This window comes from Nocardioides aquaticus, assembly GCF_018459925.1.
In the GTDB taxonomy this organism is placed as follows: Bacteria; Actinomycetota; Actinomycetes; order Propionibacteriales; family Nocardioidaceae; genus Nocardioides; species Nocardioides aquaticus.
Genome location: NZ_CP075371.1, coordinates 709001 through 734282 on the forward strand (window position 1 = coordinate 709001; position 25282 = coordinate 734282).

At 75.2% G+C, this 25282-nt stretch carries 26 protein-coding genes; 18 read left to right on the top strand and 8 right to left on the bottom strand.

Annotated elements, in window-relative coordinates; translation table 11 throughout:
* Positions 1-18: 18 nt before the first annotated feature.
* The gene (locus tag ENKNEFLB_RS03500; RefSeq protein ID WP_214057920.1) at positions 19-1242 is read right to left on the bottom strand and encodes a PP2C family protein-serine/threonine phosphatase; all 1224 of its coding nucleotides are present in this window, start codon (positions 1240-1242) and stop codon (positions 19-21) included.
* A gap of 115 nt (positions 1243-1357) precedes the next feature.
* Here ENKNEFLB_RS03500 and ENKNEFLB_RS03505 point away from each other — a divergent pair, with 115 nt between their 5' ends.
* Genes ENKNEFLB_RS03505 through ENKNEFLB_RS03515 form a run of 3 tightly spaced genes read left to right on the top strand, consistent with a single transcriptional unit; the run spans position 1358 to position 4583 of the window.
* Positions 1358-2284 carry a phytoene/squalene synthase family protein gene (locus tag ENKNEFLB_RS03505; protein WP_214057921.1) on the top strand — a complete coding sequence of 309 codons (927 nt, stop codon included), beginning with the start codon at positions 1358-1360 and terminating at the stop codon, positions 2282-2284.
* Entirely contained in the window at positions 2281-3885 is a 1605-nt protein-coding gene (crtI, locus tag ENKNEFLB_RS03510; protein ID WP_214057922.1) for a phytoene desaturase family protein, read from the top strand. Before ENKNEFLB_RS03505 ends, crtI begins: the two co-directional genes overlap by 4 nt.
* On the top strand, positions 3882-4583 hold the full coding sequence (locus ENKNEFLB_RS03515; protein ID WP_214057923.1) for a CDP-alcohol phosphatidyltransferase family protein: 702 nt from the start codon (positions 3882-3884) through the stop codon (positions 4581-4583). Before crtI ends, ENKNEFLB_RS03515 begins: the two co-directional genes overlap by 4 nt.
* 39 nt (positions 4584-4622) lie before the next feature.
* Here ENKNEFLB_RS03515 and ENKNEFLB_RS03520 read toward each other — a convergent pair whose 3' ends face one another.
* The 5 genes from ENKNEFLB_RS03520 to ENKNEFLB_RS03540 are packed head-to-tail and all read right to left on the bottom strand — an operon-like array spanning position 4623 to position 9610.
* Complete coding sequence (locus ENKNEFLB_RS03520; protein WP_214057924.1) at positions 4623-6131, bottom strand: phytoene desaturase family protein; 1509 nt, start codon at positions 6129-6131, stop codon at positions 4623-4625.
* Positions 6128-7258 (bottom strand): glycosyltransferase family 2 protein, encoded by a 1131-nt coding sequence (locus ENKNEFLB_RS03525; RefSeq protein WP_214057925.1) that lies wholly within the window; start codon positions 7256-7258, stop codon positions 6128-6130. Before ENKNEFLB_RS03525 ends, ENKNEFLB_RS03520 begins: the two co-directional genes overlap by 4 nt.
* On the bottom strand, positions 7255-8073 hold the full coding sequence (locus ENKNEFLB_RS03530) for a carotenoid biosynthesis protein (protein WP_214057926.1): 819 nt from the start codon (positions 8071-8073) through the stop codon (positions 7255-7257). Before ENKNEFLB_RS03530 ends, ENKNEFLB_RS03525 begins: the two co-directional genes overlap by 4 nt.
* The gene (locus tag ENKNEFLB_RS03535) at positions 8070-8747 is read right to left on the bottom strand and encodes a hypothetical protein (protein ID WP_214057927.1); all 678 of its coding nucleotides are present in this window, start codon (positions 8745-8747) and stop codon (positions 8070-8072) included. The genes ENKNEFLB_RS03530 and ENKNEFLB_RS03535 overlap by 4 nt, the downstream gene beginning before the upstream one ends.
* Positions 8744-9610 carry a YhjD/YihY/BrkB family envelope integrity protein gene (locus tag ENKNEFLB_RS03540; RefSeq protein WP_214057928.1) on the bottom strand — a complete coding sequence of 289 codons (867 nt, stop codon included), beginning with the start codon at positions 9608-9610 and terminating at the stop codon, positions 8744-8746. Before ENKNEFLB_RS03540 ends, ENKNEFLB_RS03535 begins: the two co-directional genes overlap by 4 nt.
* Positions 9611-9658: 48 nt before the next feature.
* Here ENKNEFLB_RS03540 and ENKNEFLB_RS03545 point away from each other — a divergent pair, with 48 nt between their 5' ends.
* On the top strand, positions 9659-10033 hold the full coding sequence (locus ENKNEFLB_RS03545) for a lycopene cyclase domain-containing protein (RefSeq protein ID WP_214057929.1): 375 nt from the start codon (positions 9659-9661) through the stop codon (positions 10031-10033).
* Entirely contained in the window at positions 10030-10422 is a 393-nt protein-coding gene (locus ENKNEFLB_RS03550; protein ID WP_214057930.1) for a lycopene cyclase domain-containing protein, read from the top strand. Before ENKNEFLB_RS03545 ends, ENKNEFLB_RS03550 begins: the two co-directional genes overlap by 4 nt.
* Here the strand turns inward: ENKNEFLB_RS03550 and ENKNEFLB_RS03555 are convergent.
* Positions 10391-11482, bottom strand: a complete 1092-nt coding sequence (locus ENKNEFLB_RS03555) for a polyprenyl synthetase family protein (RefSeq protein ID WP_214057931.1) — start codon at positions 11480-11482, stop codon at positions 10391-10393. The two genes, ENKNEFLB_RS03550 and ENKNEFLB_RS03555, sit on opposite strands and share 32 nt — an antisense overlap.
* Positions 11483-11558: 76 nt before the next feature.
* Here ENKNEFLB_RS03555 and ENKNEFLB_RS03560 point away from each other — a divergent pair, with 76 nt between their 5' ends.
* The 7 genes from ENKNEFLB_RS03560 to ENKNEFLB_RS03590 all read left to right on the top strand — a co-directional run bounded on the left by ENKNEFLB_RS03560 (position 11559) and on the right by ENKNEFLB_RS03590 (position 17720).
* Positions 11559-12428, top strand: coding sequence for an endonuclease/exonuclease/phosphatase family protein (locus ENKNEFLB_RS03560; protein ID WP_214057932.1), 870 nt, complete (start codon positions 11559-11561; stop codon positions 12426-12428).
* A gap of 387 nt (positions 12429-12815) precedes the next feature.
* A complete protein-coding gene (locus tag ENKNEFLB_RS03565) occupies positions 12816-13994 on the top strand; it encodes an alcohol dehydrogenase catalytic domain-containing protein (protein ID WP_214057933.1) in 1179 nt (392 codons plus the stop codon).
* A 282-nt stretch (positions 13995-14276) separates the two neighbouring features.
* Positions 14277-14480, top strand: coding sequence for a cold-shock protein (locus tag ENKNEFLB_RS03570; RefSeq protein WP_160004806.1), 204 nt, complete (start codon positions 14277-14279; stop codon positions 14478-14480).
* Positions 14481-14704: 224 nt separating this feature from the next.
* A complete protein-coding gene (locus ENKNEFLB_RS03575) occupies positions 14705-14872 on the top strand; it encodes a hypothetical protein (RefSeq protein ID WP_214057934.1) in 168 nt (55 codons plus the stop codon).
* A gap of 66 nt (positions 14873-14938) precedes the next feature.
* Positions 14939-15235 (top strand): metal-sensitive transcriptional regulator, encoded by a 297-nt coding sequence (locus ENKNEFLB_RS03580; RefSeq protein ID WP_214057935.1) that lies wholly within the window; start codon positions 14939-14941, stop codon positions 15233-15235.
* Positions 15236-15279: 44 nt separating this feature from the next.
* The gene (locus ENKNEFLB_RS03585; RefSeq protein WP_214057936.1) at positions 15280-15486 is read left to right on the top strand and encodes a heavy-metal-associated domain-containing protein; all 207 of its coding nucleotides are present in this window, start codon (positions 15280-15282) and stop codon (positions 15484-15486) included.
* Entirely contained in the window at positions 15483-17720 is a 2238-nt protein-coding gene (locus ENKNEFLB_RS03590; RefSeq protein ID WP_214057937.1) for a heavy metal translocating P-type ATPase, read from the top strand. Before ENKNEFLB_RS03585 ends, ENKNEFLB_RS03590 begins: the two co-directional genes overlap by 4 nt.
* 21 nt (positions 17721-17741) lie before the next feature.
* Here the strand turns inward: ENKNEFLB_RS03590 and ENKNEFLB_RS03595 are convergent, their stop codons facing one another.
* Complete coding sequence (locus ENKNEFLB_RS03595) at positions 17742-18860, bottom strand: hypothetical protein (protein ID WP_214057938.1); 1119 nt, start codon at positions 18858-18860, stop codon at positions 17742-17744.
* A gap of 40 nt (positions 18861-18900) precedes the next feature.
* Between ENKNEFLB_RS03595 and ENKNEFLB_RS03600 the strand changes: the two genes are divergently transcribed.
* The 6 genes from ENKNEFLB_RS03600 to ENKNEFLB_RS03625 all read left to right on the top strand — a co-directional run bounded on the left by ENKNEFLB_RS03600 (position 18901) and on the right by ENKNEFLB_RS03625 (position 25275).
* Entirely contained in the window at positions 18901-19779 is an 879-nt protein-coding gene (locus ENKNEFLB_RS03600; protein ID WP_214057939.1) for an NUDIX hydrolase, read from the top strand.
* Between the two features lie 209 nt (positions 19780-19988).
* Positions 19989-21107, top strand: coding sequence for a phosphate ABC transporter substrate-binding protein PstS (locus ENKNEFLB_RS03605; protein WP_214057940.1), 1119 nt, complete (start codon positions 19989-19991; stop codon positions 21105-21107).
* A gap of 141 nt (positions 21108-21248) precedes the next feature.
* The gene (gene pstC, locus ENKNEFLB_RS03610; RefSeq protein WP_246535823.1) at positions 21249-22199 is read left to right on the top strand and encodes a phosphate ABC transporter permease subunit PstC; all 951 of its coding nucleotides are present in this window, start codon (positions 21249-21251) and stop codon (positions 22197-22199) included.
* A 4-nt stretch (positions 22200-22203) separates the two neighbouring features.
* Positions 22204-23292 carry a phosphate ABC transporter permease PstA gene (gene pstA / locus ENKNEFLB_RS03615; protein WP_214057941.1) on the top strand — a complete coding sequence of 363 codons (1089 nt, stop codon included), beginning with the start codon at positions 22204-22206 and terminating at the stop codon, positions 23290-23292.
* Between the two features lie 34 nt (positions 23293-23326).
* Positions 23327-24106, top strand: a complete 780-nt coding sequence (gene pstB, locus ENKNEFLB_RS03620; protein ID WP_214057942.1) for a phosphate ABC transporter ATP-binding protein PstB — start codon at positions 23327-23329, stop codon at positions 24104-24106.
* Positions 24107-24249: 143 nt separating this feature from the next.
* Positions 24250-25275, top strand: a complete 1026-nt coding sequence (locus tag ENKNEFLB_RS03625; protein ID WP_214057943.1) for a hypothetical protein — start codon at positions 24250-24252, stop codon at positions 25273-25275.
* Positions 25276-25282 lie beyond the last annotated feature (7 nt).

Sequence of the window (25282 nt, forward strand, 5' to 3'; positions counted from 1 at the left end):
GCCTCCCCCCGCCCGGGGCTACCGCAGCCGGCGCACCGCCACGACCGTGAGGTCGTCCTGGCCCGTGGCGTCGCTCCGGGCGGCGGCGGCCGTGATCTCCTCGAGCGCCGCCCGCGCGGTGGGCGCCGCGGACACCAGCGCCGCGACGTGGGACACGGCCTCCGCGGTGGTGGCGAAGTGGTCCAGGATCCCGTCGCTGACGACCACCAGGGTCTCGCCGGGCGCGACGGAGGTCGCGGCGGCGACCCACTCGTACCCGGGCAGGACGCCCAGCGGGAGGCACGTCGACGGCAGCCGGCGGCAGGCGCCGTCCGCCTGCACGACGAGGCCGAGGCTGTGCCCGGCGTCGACGAAGGACACGGCGCCGGTGGGGAGGTCGACCTGGGCGGCGAACGCGGTGGCGAAGGAGCCGTTCTCGGCGAAGTCGTCCTCGACGAGGGCCGCGGCGAGGTTGAAGCCGCGCGCGGGGCCGGCGCCCGAGGCGGTGGCGCGCAGGGCCGCCCGCAGCCCGGCCGCGAGCAGCCCGGGGCCGACGCCCTTGCCCATCACGTCGACGAGCACCACGTCGAGCCGGTCGTCCTCGGCGTGCCAGCCGTAGAAGTCGCCACCGACCTCGCGGGCGGTCACGCAGGTGCCGGCGACCTCGTAGTCGTCGAGCGTGGGGACCGTCCTCGGCAGGAGGCGTGCCTGCACGTCCGCGGCGTAGGCCATCTCGCTGTCCCGCTCGAGCTCGCGCTCGACCCAGGTCGCGAGGTCGGCCAGCATCTGCTGCTCGGGCCCGGTCAGCGTCCGGGGCTCGTCGTCGACCAGGCACAGCGAGCCGACCCGCTGGCCGTTCGCCGAGAGCGGGTGCCCGGCGTAGAAGCGGATGCCGGGTCCGCCGGTGACCAGCGGGTTCTGCGCGAACCGGGGGTCGGCGGTCGCGTCGGGGACGTGCAGCGTCCTGTCGTCGGCCACGGTGACGGTGCAGAACGAGTCCCCGCGCGGGGTGTTTTTGCCGGCGTTGGCGGCCGGGAACGCGGACTTCGTGTACTGCCGGTCCTCGTCGATCAGGTTGATCTCGGCCATCGGCACGCCGAACAACGTCTCGGCGATCCGCACGATCCGGTCGAAGCGCTCCTCGGCCGGGGTGTCGACGAGCCGGAGCCGGCGGAGGGCCGCCAGCCGGTCGCGCTCGTCGGCCACCGCGCTGCTGCGGGACGAGCCGGGGTGGGGGGTGGGGAGGGGGGAGCAGGTGGACATGGGGGGTGCCTCCTGGGGGTTCCGCCCACCCTGGCACGTCACCCGCGCGCCCGCCCCCGGAACGGGTGGGCGGACCGCCTTCTCCGGGGTGGGACGATGGCGCTCGGAGGGATCGATGACACGAGTGCGCAGCGGACGGGGTACGGGCGGGTCGGCGCAGGCGCCGCACCTGGCCTACGACGACGTCGCCGACGCGAGCGCGGCGCTGGTCATCGAGGCGTACTCCTCGTCCTTCGGCCTGGCCTCGCGCCTGCTCGGTGCCCGGGTCCGCCCGCACGTGCGCAACGTGTACGCGCTGGTGCGCGTCGCCGACGAGGTCGTCGACGCGCCGCGCCCGGGCCAGCCCGTCGGCGACCGCGCCGACGCGCTCGACGCCCTCGAGCGCGAGACGCTCGCCGCGATGGACTCCGGCGCCAGCACCAACCTGGTCGTGCACGCCTTCGCCCGGACCGCACGCACGTGCGGCATCGACGCCGGGCTGGTCCGACCGTTCTTCGCCTCGATGCGCACCGACCTGGAGCTCGAGCAGCACGACGAGCGGAGCCTGCGGACCTACGTCTACGGCTCCGCGGAGGTGGTGGGCCTGATGTGCCTGAACGCGTTCCTGATCGACGACCCGGACCGGGCCCGGCGCTACGACGCGCTCGCCCCGGGCGCCCAGCGGCTGGGTGCGGCCTTCCAGAAGGTCAACTTCCTGCGCGACCTCGGCGAGGACGCCGACCAGCTGGGCCGCCGCTACCTGCCCGGGATCGACCCCGACGCGCTCGACGGGACCGCCGTGCGCGGCTGGCTCGACGACGTCGACGCCGACCTGCGTGCCGGGGCCGCCGTCGTGCCGGCGCTGCCCCGCAGCAGCCGGCTGGCCGTCTGCGTCGCGCACGACCTCTTCTCCGAGCTGTCCCGCCGGCTGCGCGAGACCCCCGTGGCCGACCTGCGGCGCCGGCGCGTCCGCGTGCCTGGCCCGGCCAAGGCGCGCCTGGCCGCGGCCGCCCTGGCGCGCGACGGTCGCCCCCGCGACGCGACCCTGGTGAGGGCCTCGTGAGCGCCCGCCAGCGGGTCGTCGTGGTGGGTGGCGGCGTGGCTGGCCTGGCCACCGCCGCGCTGCTCGCCGCCGACGGCCACGACGTGGAGCTGGTCGAGAAGAACGAGGCCCTCGGCGGCCGCGCGGGCTCCTGGTCGGCCGACGGCTTCCGGTTCGACACCGGGCCGTCGTGGTGGCTGATGCCCGAGGTCTTCGACCACTTCTTCCGCCTCCTCGGCACCACGACCGCCGACCAGGTCACGCTGGGCCGCCTCGACCCCGGTTACCGCGTCTTCCACGACGACCACGAGCCGCTCGACATCGCCGCCGACCAGGCCGGCAACCGGGCGCTGTTCGAGTCCGTCGAGCCCGGTGCCGGCGCCGTCCTCGACGACTACCTCGACTCCGCGCGCGAGGTCTACGACCTCGCCGTGCAGCAGTTCCTCTACACCTCCTACGACTCCACGGCGGCCTACGCCGGGCGGCGGATCCTGACCAACGGGCCCCGGCTGGCCGGGCTGCTCACGCGCTCCCTGGAGAGCCACGTCGCCTCGCGGTTCTCCGACCCGCGGCTGCGCCAGGTGCTGGGCTACCCGGCGGTCTTCCTGGGCTCCTCGCCGGACCGGGCGCCGTCGATGTACCACCTGATGAGCTGGCTCGACCTGGCCGACGGGGTGCTCTACCCCGAGGGCGGGTTCGTCACGCTGGTCGAGGCGCTGGCCGGCCTCGCCGAGCAGCACGGTGTCCGCATGCGCACCGGCACCGCCGCCACCGCGATCGAGACCCGCACCCGCGGTGGCTCCGGCCTTGGGGCCCGGCTGCCCGGCCGGCGGCGTACCGAGGTCTCCGGGGTCCGCGTCGTCGACGCCGACGGCGAGCACGTGCTGCCCGCCGACGTCGTGGTCGGGGCCGCGGACCTGCACCACGTCGAGACCACGATGCTGCCGCCCGAGCTGCAGACCTACCCGCAGACGTGGTGGGACAAGGCCGTCTCCGGGCCCGGGGCGGTGCTGGCCTACCTCGGCGTGCGTGGGGAGGTTCCGGAGCTGGCCCACCACTCGCTGTTCTTCACCGACGACTGGAAGACCAACTTCGACGCGATCTTCGAGCAGCCCACCCGGGTGCCCGACCCGGCCTCGATCTACGTCTGCCGCCCGTCGGCCACCGACCCCTCGGTCGCGCCGGACGGCCACGAGAACCTCTTCATCCTGGTGCCAGTGCCGCCCGACCCCGGCCTGGGCCATGGCGGGCTCGAGGGCGCCGGCGACGCGGCCGTCGAGAAGGCCACCGACGCGGCGATCGACCTCGTCTCCCGCTGGGCCGGCGTGCCGGACCTGGCCGAGCGCGTGGTCGTGCGGCGCACGATGGGCCCCGGCGACTTCGTGACGGACCTGAACTCGTGGTCCGGCGGCGCGCTCGGCCCCGCCCACACGCTGCGCCAGAGCGCGCTCTTCCGGGCCGGCAACAGCTCCAGGAAGGTGGCGGGGCTCTACTACGCCGGGTCGAGCACGGTGCCCGGCATCGGGCTGCCGATGTGCCTGATCAGCGCCGAGCTGGTGCTGAAGCGGCTGCGCGGGGACCGCTCGGTCGGCCCGTCGCCGGAGCCGTCGCCCGCGCCGTGAGCCGCGAGGAGGCGTACGCGCACTGGTCCCGGCTGCACGGCGGCCTGGACCCGCGCACGTCCTTCTGGGTCTCCGGGTGGGTGCGGCTGAGCCACGCCTGCGCGCGGCCGCTGGCGCGACGGGGGGTCCGGCCGGACACCGTGACGGTCACGGCGGTGCTGGTCACCGCGGTCGCGGCCGGGCTGGCCGCCCTCGGGGACGGGTGGCCGCTGCCGGCGCTCGTGGTCCTGGTCGGCGCCGCCGTGCTCGACGGTGTCGACGGCGCGCTGGCCGCGCAGACCGGTGCCGCGTCACGCTGGGGGAGCGTGCTCGACCCGCTCGCGGACCGGGTCGCGGACCTGCTCGCGCTGCTGGCGCTGGTCGCCCTGGCCGGGTTCGCGGGGCTCGCGGTGGCGCTCGGGGTGGCCGCGGGGCTGCTGACGCTGCTGCTGGAGTCGGTGCGCTCCACCGCCCAGGTGGCCGGGATGACCGGACCGGGCGCGGTCACGGTCTGGGAGCGGCCGTCCCGGGTGATCGTGGCGTCGTTCGGCTTCCTGGCCTGCGGGATTGCGTGGGCGGCTCGTCGGTCCGGGGTCGACCTGCTGCCCGCGGTCGACCAGCCCGCGCTGGCCACGACCGCGCTGGTGGTCGCCGTCGCGCTCGGCGCGGCAGGGCTCGTACGCCTGCTGGTCGCGGTCCGCCGGGCCCTCCCGCGCTGACCTCCGCGCCGCAACCGTCACCTCGGGTGTCCGCGAGCGTCACCTGGGCTGTCCGGAAGCGTCATCTCGGCGGACGAGGTCGGCCACGATGCGGGCCGAGAGCACCACGAGCGGCAGCCCGCCGCCGGGATGGGCCGACCCGCCGACCAGGTAGAGCCCGGGCACGGGGGAGCGGTTCGCGGGGCGCAGGAACGCCGCGCGCGCCCCGTTGGAGGACGTGCCGTAGATGGAGCCGCCCGGGGTCGAGGTGCGCCGCTCGAGGTCGGCCGGGGTGAGCACCGTGCGGTGGCGCACCCGGTCGCGGACGTCGAGGCCGCGCTCGGCCATCAGATCCAGGAGCCGGTCGGCGTACGCCTCCGCGAGCCCGGGCCGGTCCCAGTCCACGCCCCCGCCCGGGTCGTGGCGCGGGGCGTTGACCAGGACGAACCACGCGCCCGTGCCCGGCCCGGGGACGACCGCGGGGTCGTCGGGCGCGGAGACGTAGACCGTCGGGCGCTCCACGGGCCGCGCCGGGCCGCCTCGCCCGAACACCGCGTCGAACTCGGCGTCGTAGTCCTCGGCGAAGAGCACCTGGTGGTGCGGCTGGTCGGCCGGCGGGTCGTCGAGGGCGAGCAGCAGCACGAACCCGGCCAGCGACGGCGTGGCCCGCGCGATCGACCGGCGGGCGCGCGCCGCCGCCCGACCCGGCACGAGGTGGCCGTACACCTCGGCGGCGTCGGCATTGGCCACCACCACGTCGGCGTCGAGGACGGTGCCGTCGGCCAGGCGTACGCCGGCGGCGCGGCCGTCGACGAGGACGACGCCGACCACGTGTGCACCCGTGCGCACCTCGCCGCCGAGCTCCTCCACCCGCGTCCGGAGGGCCTCGGCGATCCGGCCGAGGCCGCCGGGGACGTACCAGGACCCCCACGCCTGCTCGGCCCAGGGCACGGTGGCCAGCGCGGCCGGCGCGGCGCGGGGGTCGGAGCCGGTGTAGGTCGCGTACCGGTCGAGCAGCATCCGCAGCCGGGGGTCCTCCAGGTAGCGCGCACCCAGCCCGCGCAGCGACCGCCACGGCGCCACCGTCGCCACGTCGCCCACCCGCCGGGAGAGGCGCAGCATCCCGCGCACGCTGATCGGGGACTCCAGGAACGGTCCGCGCGTGACGTCCCAGACCGCCCGGGCGCGGCCCAGGAACGCAGTCCACTGCGCGCCCCGGCCGGGGCCCAGCGCGGCGTCGAGCGCGCCCGGGACGTCGGCCAGCTCGCCCGGCAGGTCGAGCACGGTGCCGTCGGGGAAGGTGTAGCGGCAGGCCACGGCCAGCCGGCGCAGGTCGAGCACGTCGGCCAGCGGGGCGCCGGTCTCCGCGAACAGCTCCTCCAGCACCCACGGCATCGTCACCAGCGACGGCCCGGTGTCGAAGACGAAACCGTCGACCACCTCCGTGCCGAGCTTGCCGCCGACCGCGTCGGCCTGCTCCAGCACGAGGACCTCGTGGCTGTCCGCGGCCAGCCGCGCCGCCGCCGCGAGCCCGCCCACCCCGGCGCCGACCACCACGACCCGGCTCACGGGCCCACCACCGCCGTCGACACCAGGCGGCCCTTCCACCGCAGCGTCCCGCGCCGGTGGCCGCGAAGCGAGTCCAGCACCAGCAGGCCGAGCGCCACGACCGAGACCGGGTGCGCGAGGGCGTCGCCGGCCCGCCCGCCGGTGCGGCGCGCGACCAGGGCCCGGGAGGCGACGCCGGCGGCGTACCCCACGGTCCCGGCGCGCGAGCCGCCGAGCGCGGCCACCGCCGGCACGACGTGCGCCCAGACGAGCAGCCCCACGACGGCGACGCCGCCGGCGGGGGAGCCGAAGGCCGTCCACAGCGACTTGGCGTAGCCCTCGCGCAGTGCGCGCCCGCCGTCGTACATCCGGCAGGTCGCCACCGCGCTGCCGTCCGCCACCCCGCCGCGCCCCCCGACGGCCTTGAGCGCGCGCAGCAGGGCGAGGTCCTCGAGCACGTCGCCGCGGACGGCGGCGTGCCCGCCCAGCCGGCGGTACGCCCCGGCGTCGACGGCCAGGAGCTGGCCGTTGGCGGCGCCCAGCGAGGGGCGGGGCGAGGTCTCCGCGAGCCCGAGCGGCAGCGTGCTCATCCAGGACCACTGCAGCAGCGGCTGCACCAGCCGCTCGGCCACCCCCTCCGCCTGCTGGCGCGGGTAGGGGCAGACCAGGTCGAGCCCGGCGTCGCGGAGCAGGGCCATGGTCGCCGGCAGCGCGGACGGCGCCAGCCGCACGTCGGCGTCGACGAAGACCAGCACCGCGGCGTCCCCGGCGTGCTGCGCGAGCTGGTGGCAGGCCCACGTCTTGCCGAGCCACCCGGCCGGCAGCGGCGACCCGGGGACCACCTCGACGCGGGCGTCGCGCGCGGCGAGGTCGGCCAGCAGCCGGCCGGTGCCGTCGGTCGACCCGTCGTCGAGCACCACCAGCCGGGCCGGTCCGGGGTAGCGGTCCAGGGTGGCCAGCAGCGCCGCCACGCAGCCGGTGACGTGGCGCTCCTCGTCGCGCACCGGCAGCAGCACGCAGACGGGCTCCGGCGCCGGTCGCGCGGTCGGGTCGGGCGTCCGCACGCGACGCAGGTTGTCGACCGTCAGCGCCAGCGACGCCACGGCCAACGCGCTGCCGAACCGCACCGCCGTACGGCCGGGGGTCACCGTCGCCGCTCGCGCAGCAGCGTCACGACCAGCGGCCACGCGACCAGCCCCATCAGCACGCCCCCGACCAGCGCCACCGGCGGTCGGCCGAAGAACACCGCGTGCGCGAGCACGGAGGAGAAGTAGGTCCACAGGTAGATCGTCAGCGGCACGGCGTCCCGGGGAGCGTCGGTGCTGCGCGGGACCAGCCGGTCCAGCAGCCCGACGACGACCAGCGAGACCACCAGCCAGCCGGCGAAGTTGGTCAGCGGGATGCCCTCCACCCCGGGCAGCGCCGGCGTCGGGTCCGCCCAGGTCCAGTGCCCGGCGTCGACCATCTGCGGGTCCAGGAAGACGTCCCAGGCGGTAAGCGCGTACGCCCCGACCAGCACCGTGGCGACCCGACCGCGGGCCCCGACCAGGCGGCGCGCCACGGCCAGCGCGGGCCAGGCCATCATCACCCAGGCCAGCGGCACCAGCACGGGGACGTCGGCGACCTCCGCGCCGAGCGTGCCGGTGTAGGCGTAGTCGCCGAACGGGAGGCCCGTGCGCACCCCGACGGCCTCCGCGACCAGCCCGACCCCGCCGGCCCCGACCAGCACGGACGCGGCGACCGCCGGCCCGAAGCGCACCGCGGCGTCGGCCACCGCGGCGGCCGAGAACAGCGCCACGCTGGCCACCGTCAGGCCGAGCGTGCCGCCGCCGGTGAGCGGGAAGGCGATCTGGACCAGGACCCCGGCGGCGGCCAGCAGCCACGGCACGGCTCGCGGGGCCAGGGGCGGCGTCCGCGGCACGGTCCGGTCGGTGAGGCGGGCCGCGCGGCTCGAGGTGCTCACGGGGCCCGCCCCTCGAGCGTGCCGCGCACGTCGAGCACGGCGAGGCGGGCGAACAGCTCCTCGGCGTACCAGCGCTCGGGTCCGGTCCGGGCGACCGCGTCGCGGTGCGCGGCGTCCCGGTAGGCATAGGCGACCACGTCGGCCGTCGAGCGCCACAGCGAGAAGGTGCCCTGGAGCCCGATTGGCGCCTCGCCGACGCCCAGGGCCAGGCGCAGGCCGTCGGCGGCGTGCAGGCCGGTGACGACCGGGGGCACCGCGCGCCAGAAGGACAGCGCGCGGGTCGGGCGGAGCCGGGCGCGGGTGATCGCGGCGACCGGGCCGTCCCAGCCGGGTCGCGGCACGGCGTCGAAGGGCTGCCGGCCCGACCACAGGCCGCGGGCGGCCAGGGGCGACATCCGCACCCGCAGCTCCTCCGAGGAGCCGGCGCGCCAGCCGCGCACGACCGGGCCGTCGTCGGCCGCGTCGGCCGCCGCCTCGCCGTCCCATACGGTCAGCAGCGCCCAGCGGTGCGGGTCGGCGTCGCGCGGGGTGAAGGTGCGCGCCGAGCCGGTGCCGAGCAGCTTGGCGAAGCGCAGGCCGGGGGTGCCGCGCAGCGCCCGGCGGCCGGTGGCCATCCGGCCCAGCGCGGGCAGCACCCGCGGGGTGCCCCAGACGTGCAGGTCGACGACGCTCACGCACGACCACCGCCGTCGGCCCGGGCGCGGCGCGCGACGCGGGTCTCGAGGGCCCGGGTGGCCAGCCAGCCCAGGAGCAGGAACGTGTGCAGCACGAAGAGCCACAGCCCGACGGCCACGACGCCGCCGACGACGCCCAGCCCGCCGTACGGGACCCCGACGTCGACCGGGAGCGACAGGAAGAGCTGGAAGCCGTGCAGGAACCCGGCCAGGAACGCGCCGGTGGCCAGCCCGCCGACGACCGTGACCCAGGTGCGCGGCGGGTCGGGCAGGATCACCCGGAACGACCACGCGAGCAGCACGGTCAGCACCAGCCAGAGCAGGGTGAAGCCGACCACGACGCGCAGCACCAGGTCGCCGGCGCCGCCACCGCCGCCCTCGGGCGCCAGCGGGACGAGCAGGTCGCCGACCAGCAGCAGCGGCCAGGCCAGGGCGGGCAGCACCAGCACCGGCGCCAGCGCGAGCGCCCGCGCCCGCCAGGCCGGCAGCCGCGGCGGGTGCGGGTCCGGCACGAGCGCGGTGGCGGCGCGGCGCATCCCCTCGCCGTAGAACGAGGCCGGGAACAGCGCGACCAGCGCGCCGACGACGCCGAGGTGGGTGCCGGCGGCGACCAGGGCGTCGTACGCCGGGCGTCCGCCCATGTCCGGGGGCACCAGCACCCGCAGCCGCGCCCACCGCTCCTCGGCGCCGTCCGCGCCGATGCCCCAGGACGTGGTCCAGAGCACGAGCAGCAGCCAGGCGACCACGGCGATCGCCGAGTAGTAGGTCAGCGTGGCCGAGGCGCCGGCCAGGTCCCGCCCGGACAACCGACGCCCGGCGCCCACGACCAGGCCGCGGCCCTCGGCGGCGGCGGTGCGCGTCACACCCACGTGGGTCCCCCGACGTTGCACGGATGGGGGAGGCTGGGCGCCATGCGGGAGCTCACGTACGGCGCGATGCTGGTGTTCGTGCTCGTCGCGACCCTGCCGCTGGAGGTGCTGCTCGGGATCCGGGTGTACGCCCGGGCCCGCCGGCTCGCGCTGGTGATCCTCTGCGCGGGGCTGCCGTTCGCGGTGTGGGACGTGGCGGCCACCCACGCCGGGCACTGGCGCTTCGACACCACGCAGACCCTGGGCGTCGTGCTGCCGGGCGGCCTGCCGCTGGAGGAGTGGATGTTCTTCGTGGTCGTGCCGCTGGCCTCGGTCATGACGCTCGAGGCCGTCCGCGCGGTGCGCGGGTGGCCGGTCGGCGACGAGCCGGGCCAGCCGGACCGGACGGACCGGCCCGCAGCGGAGGAGGGCCGGTGACGTACACCACCGCGGCGCTGCTCGGCGTCGCCGTCACGGTCGTCCTCGACCTCCTCGTGCTCCGGACGCGGCTGCTGACCCGCAAGGCGTTCTGGGCGTCGTACGCGATCGTGGTCTTCTTCCAGCTGCTCACCAACGAGTGGCTGACCTCGCGCGGTGTCGTGCTGTACGACGAGGCCGCGATCTGGGGCCCGCGGATCGGGCACGCGCCGGTCGAGGACCTCCTGTTCGGCTTCGGGCTGGTCGTGCAGTCGATGGCCTGGTGGGTCTGGTGGGGGCGTCGTGGCGTGCAGGCCACGCCGGGCCCGGGACCGTCCCCGGCGCTGCGGCGTCTCGCCGGCCGGGCGGGCGGGCGCCTCACGCGGCCCGCCAGGCGCACGCCGAGCTGAGGCCGTCGAGCGCCGCGCGCGACCCGTCGTCGAGCGGCACGGTGGCGAGGTCGGCCGCCGCGGCGCCCACCAGCTCGGTGATCCGGGCCTCGACCCGGGCCAGCGCGCCGGTGTCGACCAGGACCTCACGGACCTCGGCCAGGCCGTCGGCGTCGACCTCGGGGTCGCCGAGGTGGCGGCGCAGGGCGGCGCGCTGTCCGGGGCTGGCGCCCTCCTCGGCCCAGGCGACCAGCAGCGTCCGCTTGCCCTCGCGGACGTCGTCGACCACCGGCTTGCCGGTCACGGCGGGGTCGCCGAAGACGCCGAGCACGTCGTCGCGCAGCTGGAACGCCTCGCCCACGGCCAGGCCGAACGAGGCCAGCGCGTCGAGCACGTCGTGGCCGGCGCCGCCCAGGGTGGCGCCCAGGGCGAGCGGGTGCTCGACGGTGTACTTCGCGCTCTTGTAGCGCAGCACCCGCACCGAGGTGGCCGCCGAGCTGATGCCGCGGGAGTGGGAGAGGACGTCGAGGTACTGCCCGGCGAGCACCTGGTCGCGCATCCGCGACCACACCGCGCGGGCGGCCGGGCCCTCGGCCCCGGCGCGCGCGACGGCCTCGGCGGCGAGGTCGTCGGACCAGGTCAGGCAGAGGTCGCCGACCAGGACGGCGACCGCGCTGCCGTACGCCGCGGGGTCGCCGCCCAGGCCGCCGGCGACGTGGTGGTCGGCGAAGGCGCGGTGCACGGTCGGGCGGCCGCGACGGTCGTCGCTGCGGTCCATCACGTCGTCGTGGACCAGCGCCGCGAGGTGGAAGAGCTCCAGCGCCGCGGCCGCCTCCACGGCGCCGTCGACGAGGTCACCGCCGGTCGCCGCGCGGGCGCCCCACAGGCAGAAGGCCGCCCGCAGCCGCTTGCCGCCGCTCACCGCGTCGTCCAGGACGTCGACCACCGGGCCCAGCTCGGGACCGACCTCGGCCAGCGCCCGGCCCCGCCCGGCGACGTGGGCGCGCAGCAGCGCGTCGACGGCCGCCATGGCGGACGGGTCGAGGTCGCGCGGCCGGACGGCCATCCGGGGACGGGGCACCCCTGAACGCTACGCAGTCGTGGGCGGCCCACCCCCACCCGCTCAGGTATACCCGGGCGGGCCTACCGTCGCCGAGGTGGACGGAGAGCTGCTGCGGGTGGCGACCGCGAACGCCGCCTCCGGCCGCGGCGCCGGGGGCCGCCCGGACCTCGACGGCTGGGCCCGCGACGCGGCCCGGCTCGGCGTCGACGTGCTCGGCGTGCAGGAGGTCGACCACCTGCTCCCGCGGGCCGGCGGCGTCGACCAGACCGCGGTCGTCGCGGCCGCGTGCGCCGGCGACGGTCCGCCGTGGACGTCCCGCTTCGCCGCCGCGGTGCTCGGCACGCCCGGCCCCGCGCGCGCCTTCCGCACCGCGACCGGCGCTCCGCACGAGGCCGGCGAGCCGGCGTACGGCGTGGCCCTGCTCTCGCGGCACCCGGTCACCGCGTGGTCGGAGCTGCGGATGCGCCCCTCCCGCGCGGCGCTGCCGCTGCCCGACCCGGCCGGGGGCCTGCAGTGGGCGCCCGACGAGCAGCGCGTCGCCCTGGCCGGCGTCGTCGCCGCACCGGGTGGGCCGGTGACGGTCGTCGTCACCCACCTCTCCTTCGCCCCGCACCGCGCCGCGGGCCAGCTGCGCGAGCTGCGCCGCTGGGCGCGCGACCTCCCGCGCCCGCTGCTCCTGCTCGGCGACCTCAACCTCCCGGGCGGGGTGCCGGCCGCGCTGACCGGCTGGACCCCCCTGGCCCGCGCCGCGACCTTCCCCGCCGCCGCGCCGCGGGTCCAGCTCGACCACGTCCTGCTCGACGCGGGCGGGACCGGCGCGGGCGGGACCGGCGCGACGGGGGAGCACGGCCCGACGGGGGAGCAGGGCGACCACCCCGGGCGCACGCACGTGCTCGGCGGCAGCGACCACCGCGCGCTGACCGCCACCCTCCGCCGAGATGACGCTCGCGGACAGCCGAGGTGACGCTCGCGGACACCCGAGGTGACCGTTCCGGCGCCCCCGGGACGCACGACGCCCCCGGGTCCAAGGGACCACGGGGGCGTTGGTCGGGCCGGTCCGGTGATGATTCACCCGGGCCTGACGGCCGGCGGACCGGCACTGGGTGACCGCGCAGATGATCGTTCATCGGCGGGCTGAGGACGACACTACGGGTCGTCAGAGGGGTGGGTCAGGGTCTTTCGGCCCCGCTCCCCCCGGACCGTGGTCCCGAGCTGTGCGTGACCCGGCCCACGCTGCGTCGCCCCGTCCCCTCACCGGGTGTATCAGCGGCTAAGGGGCCCCGCCTAGCGTCGATGGTCCGGCCGCGCGGGACCGCTCGGCCGGGACGAGCACCACGCGGAGGAGACGACGATGAGAGCAGTGACCTGGCAGGGAGTGCGCGACGTACGGGTGGAGGACGTGCCCGACCCGCGGATCGAGCAGCCGACCGACGCGATCATCAAGATCACGTCGACCGGGGTGTGCGGCTCGGACCTGCACCTCTACGAGACGCTGGCGCCGTTCATGGGCCAGGGCAACGTCCTGGGCCACGAGCCGATGGGGATCGTCCAGGAGCTCGGCTCCGAGCCCGGCGACCTGAAGGTCGGCGACCGGGTCGTGCTGCCGTTCCAGATCTCCTGCGGCAGCTGCTGGATGTGCGACCGCGGCCTGCAGACGCAGTGCGAGACCACCCAGGTGCGCGAGCAGGGCACCGGCGCCGCCCTCTACGGTTTCTCCAAGCTGTACGGCGAGGTGCCCGGCGGGCAGGCCGAGTACGTGCGCGCCCCGCTGGCCGCGGCGAACGCGATGGTCGTGCCCGAGGGCCCGCCCGACGCGCGGTTCCTCTACCTCTCCGACGTCCTGCCCACCGCGTGGCAGGCCGTCGAGTACGCCGCCGTGCCCGACGGCGGGACCCTGGTCGTGATGGGGGCCGGCCCGATCGGCGACATGGCCACCCGGATCGCGCTGCACCGCGGTCTGCGCGTGATCACCGTCGACCTCGTGCCCGAGCGGCTGGCCCGGGTCCGCGCCCGTGGCGCGGAGACCATCGACCTGCGCGAGGTCGACGACCTCGGTGAGGCCGTGCGCGAGATGACCGCCGGGCGCGGCGGCGACTCCGTGATCGACGCCGTCGGGATGGAGGCCCACGGCTCGCCCGCCGCCAAGGCCGTCCAGCGCCTGGTCGGCTTCCTGCCCGAGGCCGTCTCCGCGCCGATGATGAAGACCGCCGGTGTGGACCGGCTCGCGGCGTTGCACGCGTCCTTCGACGTCGTACGCCGGGGCGGGACCGTCTCGGTGATCGGCGTCTACGGCGGCGCCGCCGACCCGATGCCGATGGTGCAGATGTTCGACAAGCAGATCCAGCTGCGGATGGGCCAGGCCAACGTGCGCCACTGGGCGCCCGACATCCTGCCGCTGCTCACCGACGCCGACCCGCTGGGCGTCGACGACTTCGCCACGCACGTCGTCCCGCTGGAGGACGCGGCCCACGGCTACGAGATCTTCCAGAAGAAGCAGGACGGCGCCTGCAAGGTCGTCCTCCAGCCCTGACCTGCGACGATCCGCCCCGCAGGAGGCCGTGGGGGCCTCCCGCGGGGTGGTTCTGCGGCCCGATCCACAACAAGTCGTCCCGGGACGTGGCATCGGGCGCCAAGGTTGGTAGTGTCGGCCCTGCATGAGGTGCAAAGTTCCAGCTGGTCTGACGCCTGCGGAGTTTGTGATCCAACGGCGTTTCTGCTTCGTGGTCCTCCACGGGTCGGAGCGACGTGTCACCGCATCTGATGCGGGCCGCCGAAGTGGCGGCTCTCGCCCCGACTAAGGAGTATCGAGCATATGGCTCAGGGCACCGTGAAGTGGTTCAACGCCGAGAAGGGTTTCGGCTTCATTGCGCAGGAGGACGGCGGCGACGACGTCTTCGTGCACTACTCGGCGATTCAGACCCAGGGCTACAAGTCCCTGGACGAGAACCAGCGCGTCGAGTTCGACGTCACCCAGGGCCCCAAGGGCCCGCAGGCGGAGAACGTCCGCCCCGTCTGACGACGACTCGACCCCAGGTCGACGCGAGGCCCCACCCATCGGGTGGGGCCTCGTGCCATTTCCCCCGTCCGAGGGGTCGGGGACGACGGATCCGGTGGTCCGGACCGGGACCAACCTCCCCGATCGGGGCGTCCGGGGGCTCGCGATGCCGTGTCTGCGTGGCAGGAGCGGGGTTTGCCCGTACGGTGTCGGGAAGGTTTCAACTACCGCGAGGGAGGTTCGGCGTGTACGACCAGTTCGACGTGACGCTCGAGGACGTCGACCTCCTCGGTGAGGTCGAGCTCACGACCAACCTGATCATCGCGGCCAGCGAGTCCGAGGAGCACCTCTCCGCCGCCGAGATCGACGCCGTCCTCGGCGTCGAGCCGGTCCAGGACGACCCCGACACCTGAGCGCAGCCCCTCCCGGCCCACCTGTCGCCGCGCCGGCCACATACCCCTCGGGGGTACGCTGGCGGCATGGACGAGCACCAGCACGGCTACCTCCACGAGAAGGACGCGTACCTCAAGCGGCTGCGCCGCATCGAGGGCCAGGCCCGCGGCCTGCAGCGCATGGTCGAGGAGGAGACGTACTGCATCGACGTGCTGACCCAGGTCGCGGCGATGACCAAGGCCCTCGAGGCGTTCTCCCTCGGGCTGCTCTCCGAGCACCTCCACCACTGCGTCGTCGACGCCGCCCGCGCCGGTGACGACGACGCCGCGCGCGCCAAGGTCGACGAGGCCGTCGCCGCCATCACCCGGCTCGTGAAGTCCTGACCCGCCCGGCCCCCACCAGCCGTACGACCCCCGAGGAGCACCAGATGACCCGCACCAGCGAGTGGACCGTCACCGGCATGACCTGCGAGCACTGCGTCGCCTCGGTCACCGAGGAGGTCTCCGAGATCCCGACCGTCACCGACGTCTCCGTCACCCTCGACGGCGGCCGCGTCGTCGTCACCAGCGACGCCCCGCTCGAGCGGTCGCAGGTCGAGCAGGCCGTGACCGAGGCCGGGTACGCCCTGGCATGAGCACCACCGACCCCGAGCTCGAGCTGGCCATCACCGGGATGACCTGCGCCTCGTGCGCGCACCGGATCGAGCGCAAGCTCACCAGGCTCGACGGGGTCGAGGCGACGGTCAACTACGCGACCGAGAAGGCCACCGTGCGCCACCGCGTCGACGTCGACCCGCAGCTGCTGCTCGACACCGTGGCCGCCGCGGGCTACGCAGCGAGCCTGCCCCCGCCGCCCGGCGAGCAGGACGGGACGGACGACGCCGCCGATGCCGAGCTGGCCCTGCTGCGCCGCCGCCTCGTCGTGGCCTCGGTCCTGGCGCTGCCGGTCGTGGTGATGGCGATGGTGCCGCCCGCCCAGCTCCCCGGCTGGCAGTGGCTCTCGCTGGTGCTGGCGGCGCCGGTGGTCACCTGGGCGGCCTGGCCCTTCCACCGCGCCGCGGCCGTCAACGCCCGGCACGGCGCCGCCACCATGGACACCCTCGTCTCCGTCGGCGTGCTGGCCGCGACCCTCTGGTCGCTGGTCGCGCTGACGGTCGGCACCGCCGGCGAGATCGGGATGACGCACGGGTTCTCGCTGACCGCGGCCGGCTCCGACGGGCTGGGCAACGTCTACCTCGAGGTCGCCACCGCCGTCACCGCGTTCCTCCTCGCCGGGCGCTACGTCGAGAAGCGCGCCAAGCGCCGGGCCGGGGCCGCGCTGCGGGCCCTGCTCGACCTCGGCGCCAAGGACGTCGCCGTCCTCGACGAGCACGGTGTCGAGCAGCGCGTCCCCACCGACCGGCTGGCGCCCGGCACCCGCTTCGTGGTGCGCCCCGGCGAGAAGGTCGCCACCGACGGCGAGGTCGTCGAGGGCCGCTCCGCGGTGGACGCCTCGCTGGTCACCGGCGAGCCGGTGCCGGTCGAGGTCGTCCCCGGCGACACCGTGGTCGGCGGCACGATCAGCACCAGCGGGCGGCTGGTCGTCCGCGCCACCCGGGTCGGCGCCGACACCCAGCTGGCGCAGATGGCCCGGCTCGTCGAGCAGGCGCAGTCCGGCAAGGCCGACGTGCAGCGCCTCGCCGACCGCGTCGCAGGGGTCTTCGTCCCCGCGGTGCTCGTGCTGGCCCTGCTCACCCTGGCCGGCTGGCTGCTGCTCGGCGGGAGCGCCACCGAGGCCGCGACCGCGGCCGTCGCGGTGCTGATCATCGCCTGTCCCTGCGCGCTGGGCCTGGCCACGCCGACCGCGCTGCTGGTCGGCACGGGTCGCGGTGCTCAGCTCGGCATCCTGATCCGCGGGCCCGAGGTCCTCGAGAGCACCCGCCGCGTGGACACCGTCGTGCTCGACAAGACCGGCACCGTCACCACCGGCGTGATGAGCCTGGTCGACGTCGTCGCCGCGCCGGGGGAGGAGGTCGACGACGTGCGCCGGCTCGCCGCCGCCGTCGAGGCCGCCTCCGGGCACCCGGTCGCCCGTGCCGTCGTGGCCGGGTCGGCCGCACCGCTCCCGCCGGTCACCGACTTCACCTCCCTCGAGGGCCTCGGCGTGGAGGGCGTCGTCGAGGGCCGTGCCGTCGTCGTCGGCCGGCCGCGGCTGCTCGCCGAGCGTGGCGTCGACCTCCCCGCCGCGCTGCTGGCGGCCGTGGAGGCGGCGGAGGCGGCCGGGCGTACGGCCGTCGTGGCCGCCTGGGACGGCCGCGCGCGCGGCGTGCTCGTGGTGGCCGACACCGTCAAGGACGGCGCCGCCGAGGCGGTCGCGTCGCTGCGCGGGCTCGGGCTGCGCCCGATGCTGCTGACCGGCGACCACGCCCGCGCCGCGCGTGCCGTGGCCGACGAGGTCGGGATCGAGGCGGGCCCCGACGGCGCGGGCGTCGTCGCCGAGGTGCTGCCGGCCGAGAAGCTCGCCGCCGTCCGCCGCCTCCAGCAGCAGGGTCACGTGGTGGCGATGGTCGGCGACGGGGTCAACGACGCCGCCGCGCTGGCCCAGGCCGACCTCGGGATCGCGCTGGGCACCGGCACCGACGTCGCCATCCAGGCCGCGGACCTCACACTGGTGCGCGGCGACCTGCGCCTGGCGGCCGACGCCGTACGCCTGTCCCGCCGCACCCTGGCCACCATCCGGGGCAACCTGTTCTGGGCCTTCGCCTACAACGTCGCGGCGCTGCCGGTGGCTGCCGCCGGGCTGCTGAACCCGATGATCGCGGGGCTGGCGATGGCGCTGTCGTCGGTCTTCGTGGTCACCAACAGCCTGCGGCTGCGCCGCTTCCGCTGACCGCCCCCGGGACGACCACCCTCAGCAGGTCGCGAACAGGACCGGCCCGGACGACAGGTCGGAGAGCACGCGCGCGTCCTCGGTCGGCTCGAGCTCCATCGTCACGACCCGCCCCTCGGCCGCGGTGGTGCCGAGGCTGAACCGGTCGGCGAAGTCGCCGCCCTGGCCGGGCGCCGGGCCCGAGGCCAGCCGCGCGCGGGTGTCGGCGTTCTCCCGGGCCTGGTCGTCGGTCTCGAAGGCCAGCGCCGCGGTCGCGTCGCCACCGGGCTGGACGCCCAGGCCGAAGCCGGCGAGCGGGTTGACCGGTCCGGCGGCGGCGAGCAGCGTGCGGGCCTGCTCCTGCGCGGCCCCGTCGGCCGAGGCCATCGCCAGGGACTCGCAGGCCACGGCGCTGTCGTAGACCGCGGCCGCGAGCGGCGGGCCGGCGTCGGCCAGCGCCTCCACGGCGTCCGCGACGCCCTGCCCGGGCTCGGGCGGGTCGGTGTCGACCGCCCGCTGCAGGTAGGCCGAGGCGTCGCTGGCGCGCACGACGAGCTCCTCGCTGTCGACCGCCACGAAGGACAGCTCGGGGGAGAGCTGCCCGAGCGTGGCGAGCACGTCCGGGCCGCCGCGCCACACGCCGGTCGCGTCCTCGGGCGGGGTGAAGCCGGCCTGGCGCAGCCGGTCCTCGACCAGCGCGGCGTCGGACTCCTCGGCCAGGCCCATCGTGACCAGCGCCCCCTCCTCGCCCTGGCTGAACAGCTCCCAGGACAGGGTCGCGGGGGAGAAGCCGAGCGCGGTCTGGGAGGTCGCCGCGGACTCGCCCAGCGCGGTGGTGGCGGACAGGTCGGCGTCAAAGGCGGCGTCGAGCAGCTCCTCGACGTCCCGGGTCGACGGGTCGGCCGGCGGGTCCAGGGCGAGGTCGTCGCGCACCCCGGCCCAGTCGGTCCACGAGAAGCGCACCGCGTCCGCGGGGGCCATCGCGACCGCCCGCTCGAGCTCCGAGCCGGGCCCGACCCCGGGCAGCGCGGAGAGGCCGGGGACGTCGGCGAGACGGGGCAGCGTCCCGCGTACCGCCCCCGCCACGACGGCGGCCGCCGTGAGGGCCAGGAGCACGCCGAGGACCAGCAGCAGCCGCGCCCGGCCGAGGTCGTCCCCCACGGTTCTCCTCCTGGTCACCCGGAGATGTGAGACTAGCCCCATGGTCAGCACGCCCCCCCGCGCCGTCCTCGCCGCCGGCGTGGTGGCGTTCCGCGCGGGCCGCCAGGTGCTGGTGGTCCACCGCCCGCGCTACGACGACTGGTCCTTCCCCAAGGGCAAGGTCGACCCCGGCGAGCACGTCACCGCCACCGCCGTGCGCGAGGCCTGGGAGGAGACCGGGCTGCACGTCCGGCTCGGCCCGCAGCTGGCCGACCAGCGCTACGCCATCGCGGGCGGGCGGCCGAAGGTCGTCTCCTACTGGACCGGACGCGCCGTCGGCGACGACGACGTGGCCACCTACGCCGCGAACCGCGAGATCGACGAGGTCGCCTGGGTCGACCTCGACAAGGCCGAGGGCCTGCTGACCTACCCCCACGACCGCACGACGCTGGCGCAGGCGACCGGGCTGCGGCGGCGTACCGCACCCATCGTGGTGCTGCGCCACGGCAAGGCGCGCTCCCGCAAGGCGTGGCGCAAGGACGACCGCCAGCGCCCCCTGCTCGCGCTGGGCACGCTGCAGGCCGAGCGGCTGGTCCCGGTGCTGTCGGCCTACGCGGTGACCCGCGTCGTCACCTCCTCCAGCACCCGCTGCCTGCAGACCGTGACGCCCTTCGCCGACACGACCGGCTGGGAGGTCGAGGCCACCGACGGGCTCAGCGAGGAGGGGCACACCAAGGGCTCCGTACGCCGGGTGGTCGCCGCCGCGCGCGAGGCCGCGGCCGACGGCGTCGGGACCGTCCTCTGCTCCCACCGCCCGGTGCTGCCGCAGCTGCTGCGCGAGCTCGGGCTGAAGGACCCCCAGCTCGCCCCCGGGCAGCTGCTCGTCGCTCACACCCGCAAGGGCGACGTGGTCGCGCACGAGGTCCAGGGCGTCGGCTGAGCGGGTCCTCCTACCCCGTTGACCTGGGTCGATGGTCCCGTTCCCGGGGTCGTTCACCCGCCGTACGTCCCCCGGCCCCGGCCCCGCCCACCAACCGTCCGGGTGCGTTCACCCCTCGTTCACCGTCGGCCCCCGATCGGGTCACCTCGCATGCCTAGCGTCTGCGTCGTCCGAGACACAGCCTCATCTCTCTCTTCAGGAGTCACGAAGTGACGATCACTTCCCTGCGCCGCGCCGTCCTCCCCGGCGTCGCCACCCTCGCGCTCGCCCTCTCGGCGTGCAGCGCGTCCAACGAGACCGACACCGCGTCCGGTGGCGGCGACGAGGCCGCGGCCGAGCTGTCCGGTCAGTACACGATCGGCGGCGCCTCCTCCCAGGAGGCCGCCCAGCTGGCCTGGACGACCGGGTTCACCGAGGTCGCCCCCGACGTCACCATGACCTACGAGCCCGTCGGCTCCGGCGGTGGCCGCGAGAACTTCATCTCCGGCGCCTACATGCTGGCCGGCTCCGACGCCTACCTCACCGACGACGAGGGCGAGCTGTCCGACGCCACCGAGCGGTGCGGCGGCGAGGCCCCGATCGAGGTGCCCAACTACGTCAGCCCGATCGCGATCATCTTCAACGTCGACGGCGTCGACGAGCTGAACCTCACCCCGGAGACCCTCGGCGCCATCTTCGCCGGCGAGATCACCCAGTGGGACGACCCGGCCATCGCCGAGGAGAACCCCGACGCCGACCTGCCGAGCGCGCCGATCAACGCGGTGCACCGCTCCGACGAGTCCGGCACGACCGAGAACTTCACCAGCTACCTCGACGTCGCCGCGTCCGACTCGTGGACCGGGGGCGTCGTCGAGACGTGGCCCCGCGAGTTCGGCGGCGAGGGTGCCCAGGGCACCTCCGGCGTCGTCTCCGCGGTCACCGACGGCCAGAACGCGATCGGCTACGCCGACGCCAGCCAGGCCGGCGACCTCGGCACCGCCAACATCCAGGTCGGCGAGGAGTTCGTCGCGCCGACCCCGGAGGCGGCCGCCAACATCCTCGCGGTCTCGCCGCTGGCGGAGTCGGCCGAGGAGAACCAGCTGATCTACGACCTCGACTACCTCACCGAGGAGGCCGACGCGTACCCGATCGTGCTGACCTCCTACATGATCGCCTGCCCGACCTACGAGGACCAGGCCGAGGCCGACGTCGCCAAGGCCTACCTCGAGTACGTCATCGGCCCCGAGGGCCAGGAGCAGGGCGCCAACGAGGCCGGCGCCGCGCCGCTCGAGTCCGGTCTGCAGGAGGACGCGCTCGCGATCATCGAGACGATCTCCGCCGGCAGCTGACGCCGGTCCGACCCCGCGAGGGTCCCGCTCCCGCCCGTCCGGCGGCCGGGACCCTCGCGGTGCGTCACCGCCCGTCCACGGCGGTGACAGACTCAGCACGACCCACCATCTCCACGTAGCACCACCGAACCAGGGGGCCAGGTGTCCACCACCGAGAAAGAGCGCGCGGAACCGCGTGAGCCGGAGGCTCCGCGCGGCGTCTCGCGCCGCGGCGACCTGATCTTCGCCGGGCTCGCGAAGGGCTCCGGGCTCTTCATCATGCTGGCGCTGGCCGGCGTCGCGATCTTCCTGGTGCTCCAGAGCATCCCGGCGATCGGGGCCAGCGGGGACAACGCCTACGGCCGCGACAACATCGTGCTCTACATCTGGCCGCTGCTCTACGGCACCGTGCTGGCCGCGATCATCGCCCTGGTGATCGCCACGCCGCTGGCGATCGGGGTCGCGCTGGTGATCAGCGTCTACGCGCCGCGCCGGATCGCCCGCCTGCTGGGCTACGTCATCGACCTGCTCGCCGCCGTGCCCAGCGTCGTCTACGGGCTCTGGGGCCGCGAGACGCTGCAGAGCTGGGTCTTCCCGATCTACCAGTGGCTGGCCGACAACCTCGGCTGGATCCCGCTCTTCGCGGGACCGGTCACCACCGGTCGGACGATCTTGACCGCCGGGATCGTGCTGGCCGTGATGGCCCTGCCGATCATCACCGCCCTGTGCCGCGAGGTCTTCGCCCAGACCCCGACCATGCACATGGAGGCCGCGCTGGCGCTGGGGGCCACCCGCTGGGAGATGATCAAGATGGCGGTCTTCCCCTACTCCCGCTCCGGCGTCACCTCCGCGGTCCTGCTCGGCCTGGGTCGCGCCCTCGGTGAGACCATGGCCGTGGCGCTGGTGCTCTCCGCCAGCGGCGTGATCACGATCAACCTCATCTCCTCCCAGAACCCCTCGACGATCGCGGCCAGCATCGCGCTGAACTACGCGAACGCCTCGGGCATCAAGACCAACGTCCTCATCGCCGGCGGACTGGTCCTCTTCGTCGTCACCTTCGCCGTCAACTTCCTCGGCCGCTGGCTCGCCGCCCGCGGTCAGGCCAAGGGGTAAGACCATGGCTCAGACCACCCAGACCCGCCCGCCGGGACCCGACGACACCGCCGTCGTGCCGCTGACCAAGCCGCAGCTGCCGGGCTGGGCGCCCCTGCTCGCCGGGGTCCTCGCCTTCGGCGCCGCCGCCTTGGTGGGGCTCCTGCTCGGCTGGGGCGTCGTCGGCATCCTCGTCGTCGGCTGGATCCTCCTGCTGATCGGTCTCCCCGCCTGGTCCACCGCCGTCGAGGGCTCCCGCAAGGGCACCGACCGCCTGGTCGGCACCGTGGTGTGGTCGACCCTCGTGATCGCGATGCTCCCGCTGGTCGCGGTGCTCTGGGAGGTCGTCAGCCGTGGCGCCCCGGCGCTGAGCAGCACCTTCTTCACCGCCTCGCAGTCCGGGGTCCTCGGCGAGGGCGGCGGGATCTACCACGCGATCATGGGCACGCTGATCGTCACGCTGATCGCCACCGTCATCTCGGTGCCGATCGGGATCATGGCCGCGATCTACCTGGTCGAGTACGGCAAGAAGAACCGCCTCTCCCAGGTGCTCACCTTCCTGATCGACGTGATGACCGGCATCCCCTCGATCGTGGCCGGTCTCTTCGCGCTGGCGCTGTTCACGCTGATCTTCGGCCCCGGCGTCCGGATGGCCTTCGGCGGCTCGATCGCGCTGAGCGTGCTGATGATCCCGATCGTGGTGCGCTCCACCGAGGAGATGCTCAAGCTGGTGCCGGACGAGCTGCGCGAGGGGGCGTACGCCCTGGGGGTGCCGAAGTGGCGCACCATCGTCAAGGTCGTGCTCCCCACCGCCCTGGGCGGCATCGTCACCGGCGCCACCCTGGCCGTGGCCCGCGTCGCCGGCGAGACCGCGCCGCTGCTGCTGATCGTGGGCACCTTCCGCGCCACGAACTTCAACCCGTTCGACGGGGCGATGGCGACGCTGCCGGTGCTGATCTTCTCCGAGGCCACCCGCGGCGGCCTGCAGGAGTACATCCCCTTCCAGCTCGAGCGCGCCTGGGGTGCGGCGCTCGTGCTGATCATCATCGTGATGGCGCTGAACCTGCTGGCCCGCCTGGTCGGCAGCTACTTCTCGCCCAAGACCGGCCGCTGACCGGCCCGACGTGCCACCGAGGACCTGAGGACACATGGCCAAGAGCATCGACATCTCCGACGTCAACATCTACTACGGCGACTTCCTCGCCGTGCAGGGCGTCAACATGACCGTCAAGGCGCACCAGGTGACCGCCTTCATCGGGCCCTCCGGCTGCGGCAAGTCGACGGTGCTGCGCACCCTGAACCGCATGCACGAGGTCATCCCGGGCGCCCGCGTCGAGGGCAAGGTCGTCGTCGACGGCCAGTCGCTCTACGACGCCAGCGTGGACCCGGTGGCCGTGCGCCGCCAGATCGGGATGGTCTTCCAGCGCCCCAACCCGTTCCCGACCATGTCGATCTACGACAACGTCCTGGCCGGCAACAAGCTGAACGCCAAGAAGATGAAGAAGTCCGAGGCGGACTCCATCGTGGAGAAGTCGCTGAAGGGCGCCAACCTCTGGAACGAGGTCAAGGACCGCCTGGCCAAGCCCGGCATGGGGCTCTCCGGCGGCCAGCAGCAGCGTCTCTGCATCGCCCGCGCGATCGCCGTCGAGCCCCAGGTGCTGCTGATGGACGAGCCGTGCTCGGCGCTCGACCCGATCTCGACCTCGGCCATCGAGGACCTGATCCACGAGCTCAAGGCCGACTACACGATCGTGATCGTGACCCACAACATGCAGCAGGCCGCCCGCGTCTCCGACGAGACCGGCTTCTTCAACCTCAAGGCCACCGGCGAGCCCGGCCAGCTGGTCGAGTTCAACTCCACCACCAAGATGTTCTCCAACCCCGACGAGCCGGCCACCGAGGCCTACATCTCCGGCCGCTTCGGCTGATCCTGCGGGTCCCGGGGCACGCTGCCCCACGTTCGTGTGGCTGATCCGCCCTGTGGGCCACACGAACGTGTGGCAGCGTCGGTCGACAGGGCGCCTGTGGACGGCGCGAGCGGTCGCGGCCTGCCGTGGGCCACGGTGGTGCCATGCGCACGACCGACCGTCCGGGGCTCGTACGCCCGGTGCGTCGTGATCCCCGGGGCCTGACCGGGCCCACCCCGGAGCAGACCCGGGGTAGCGCCTGGCGGCGGACGAGCCGGGGTCTCTACGTCCCCGCAGCCGTCGACGGCACCTGCCCCGAGCAGCGGGTCCTGGAGGCGGCGCCGCTCGTCCCGCGCGGGGGAGCGGTGACCGGCTGGGCGGCGGTGCGGTGGTGGACCGGCAGCCCGTGGTTCGACGGGACCACGCCCGACGGGGGTCTCCACCCGGTCGCGATCGTGGCGCCGTCGGTCCGGGTGCGGTCCAGGGCCGGGGTGGAGGTGAGCGAGGAGCGGCTGGGCCGCTCGGACCTCCGCGATCGGGACGGTGTGGTGGTGGCCCGTCCGGGGAGCGCGGTCTCCTACGAGGTGCGCCGCCGTACGGCCCGGGTGGCCGACGCCGTGGCCTGCCTCGACATGGCCTGCGGGACCGACACCGTCTCGCTCGACGAGCTGCGCGAGGTCGCTGCCGAGCAGGCCGGGTGGACCGGCGTCGAACGGCTGCGACAGGCCCTCGACCTGGCCGACGAGAACAGCTGGTCGCCGCAGGAGAGCCGTGCGCGGCTCGCGTGGGTGGGAGCCGGGTTCCCGCAGCCGCGGTGCAACGCTCCGCTCTTCGACCGCTCCGGTCGCCACCTCGGCACCCCGGACCTGCTCGACCCGGTCGCCGGGGTGGTCGCGGAGTACGACGGCAGGGTCCACCTCGGCCGGCGGCTCCAGGACGTGCGGCGCGAAGACCTCTTCCGCGAGCACGGGCTGGAGTACGTCACGACCCTCGCCGGGGACCGGGGCCCGCAGGGCTTCGTCATCCGGCTGCGCCGGGCGTACGACCGGGCGCTTGCGGCGCGGGACCGCGGTGAGGCCCCGAGGTGGTGCGCCGACCCGCCCCCGTGGTGGACCAGCACCGAGACCGTGGCCCAGCGACGCGCGTTGAGCCCGGCGCAGCGGGCGCGGTTCCTGCGCTACCGCCGCTGACGCTGCC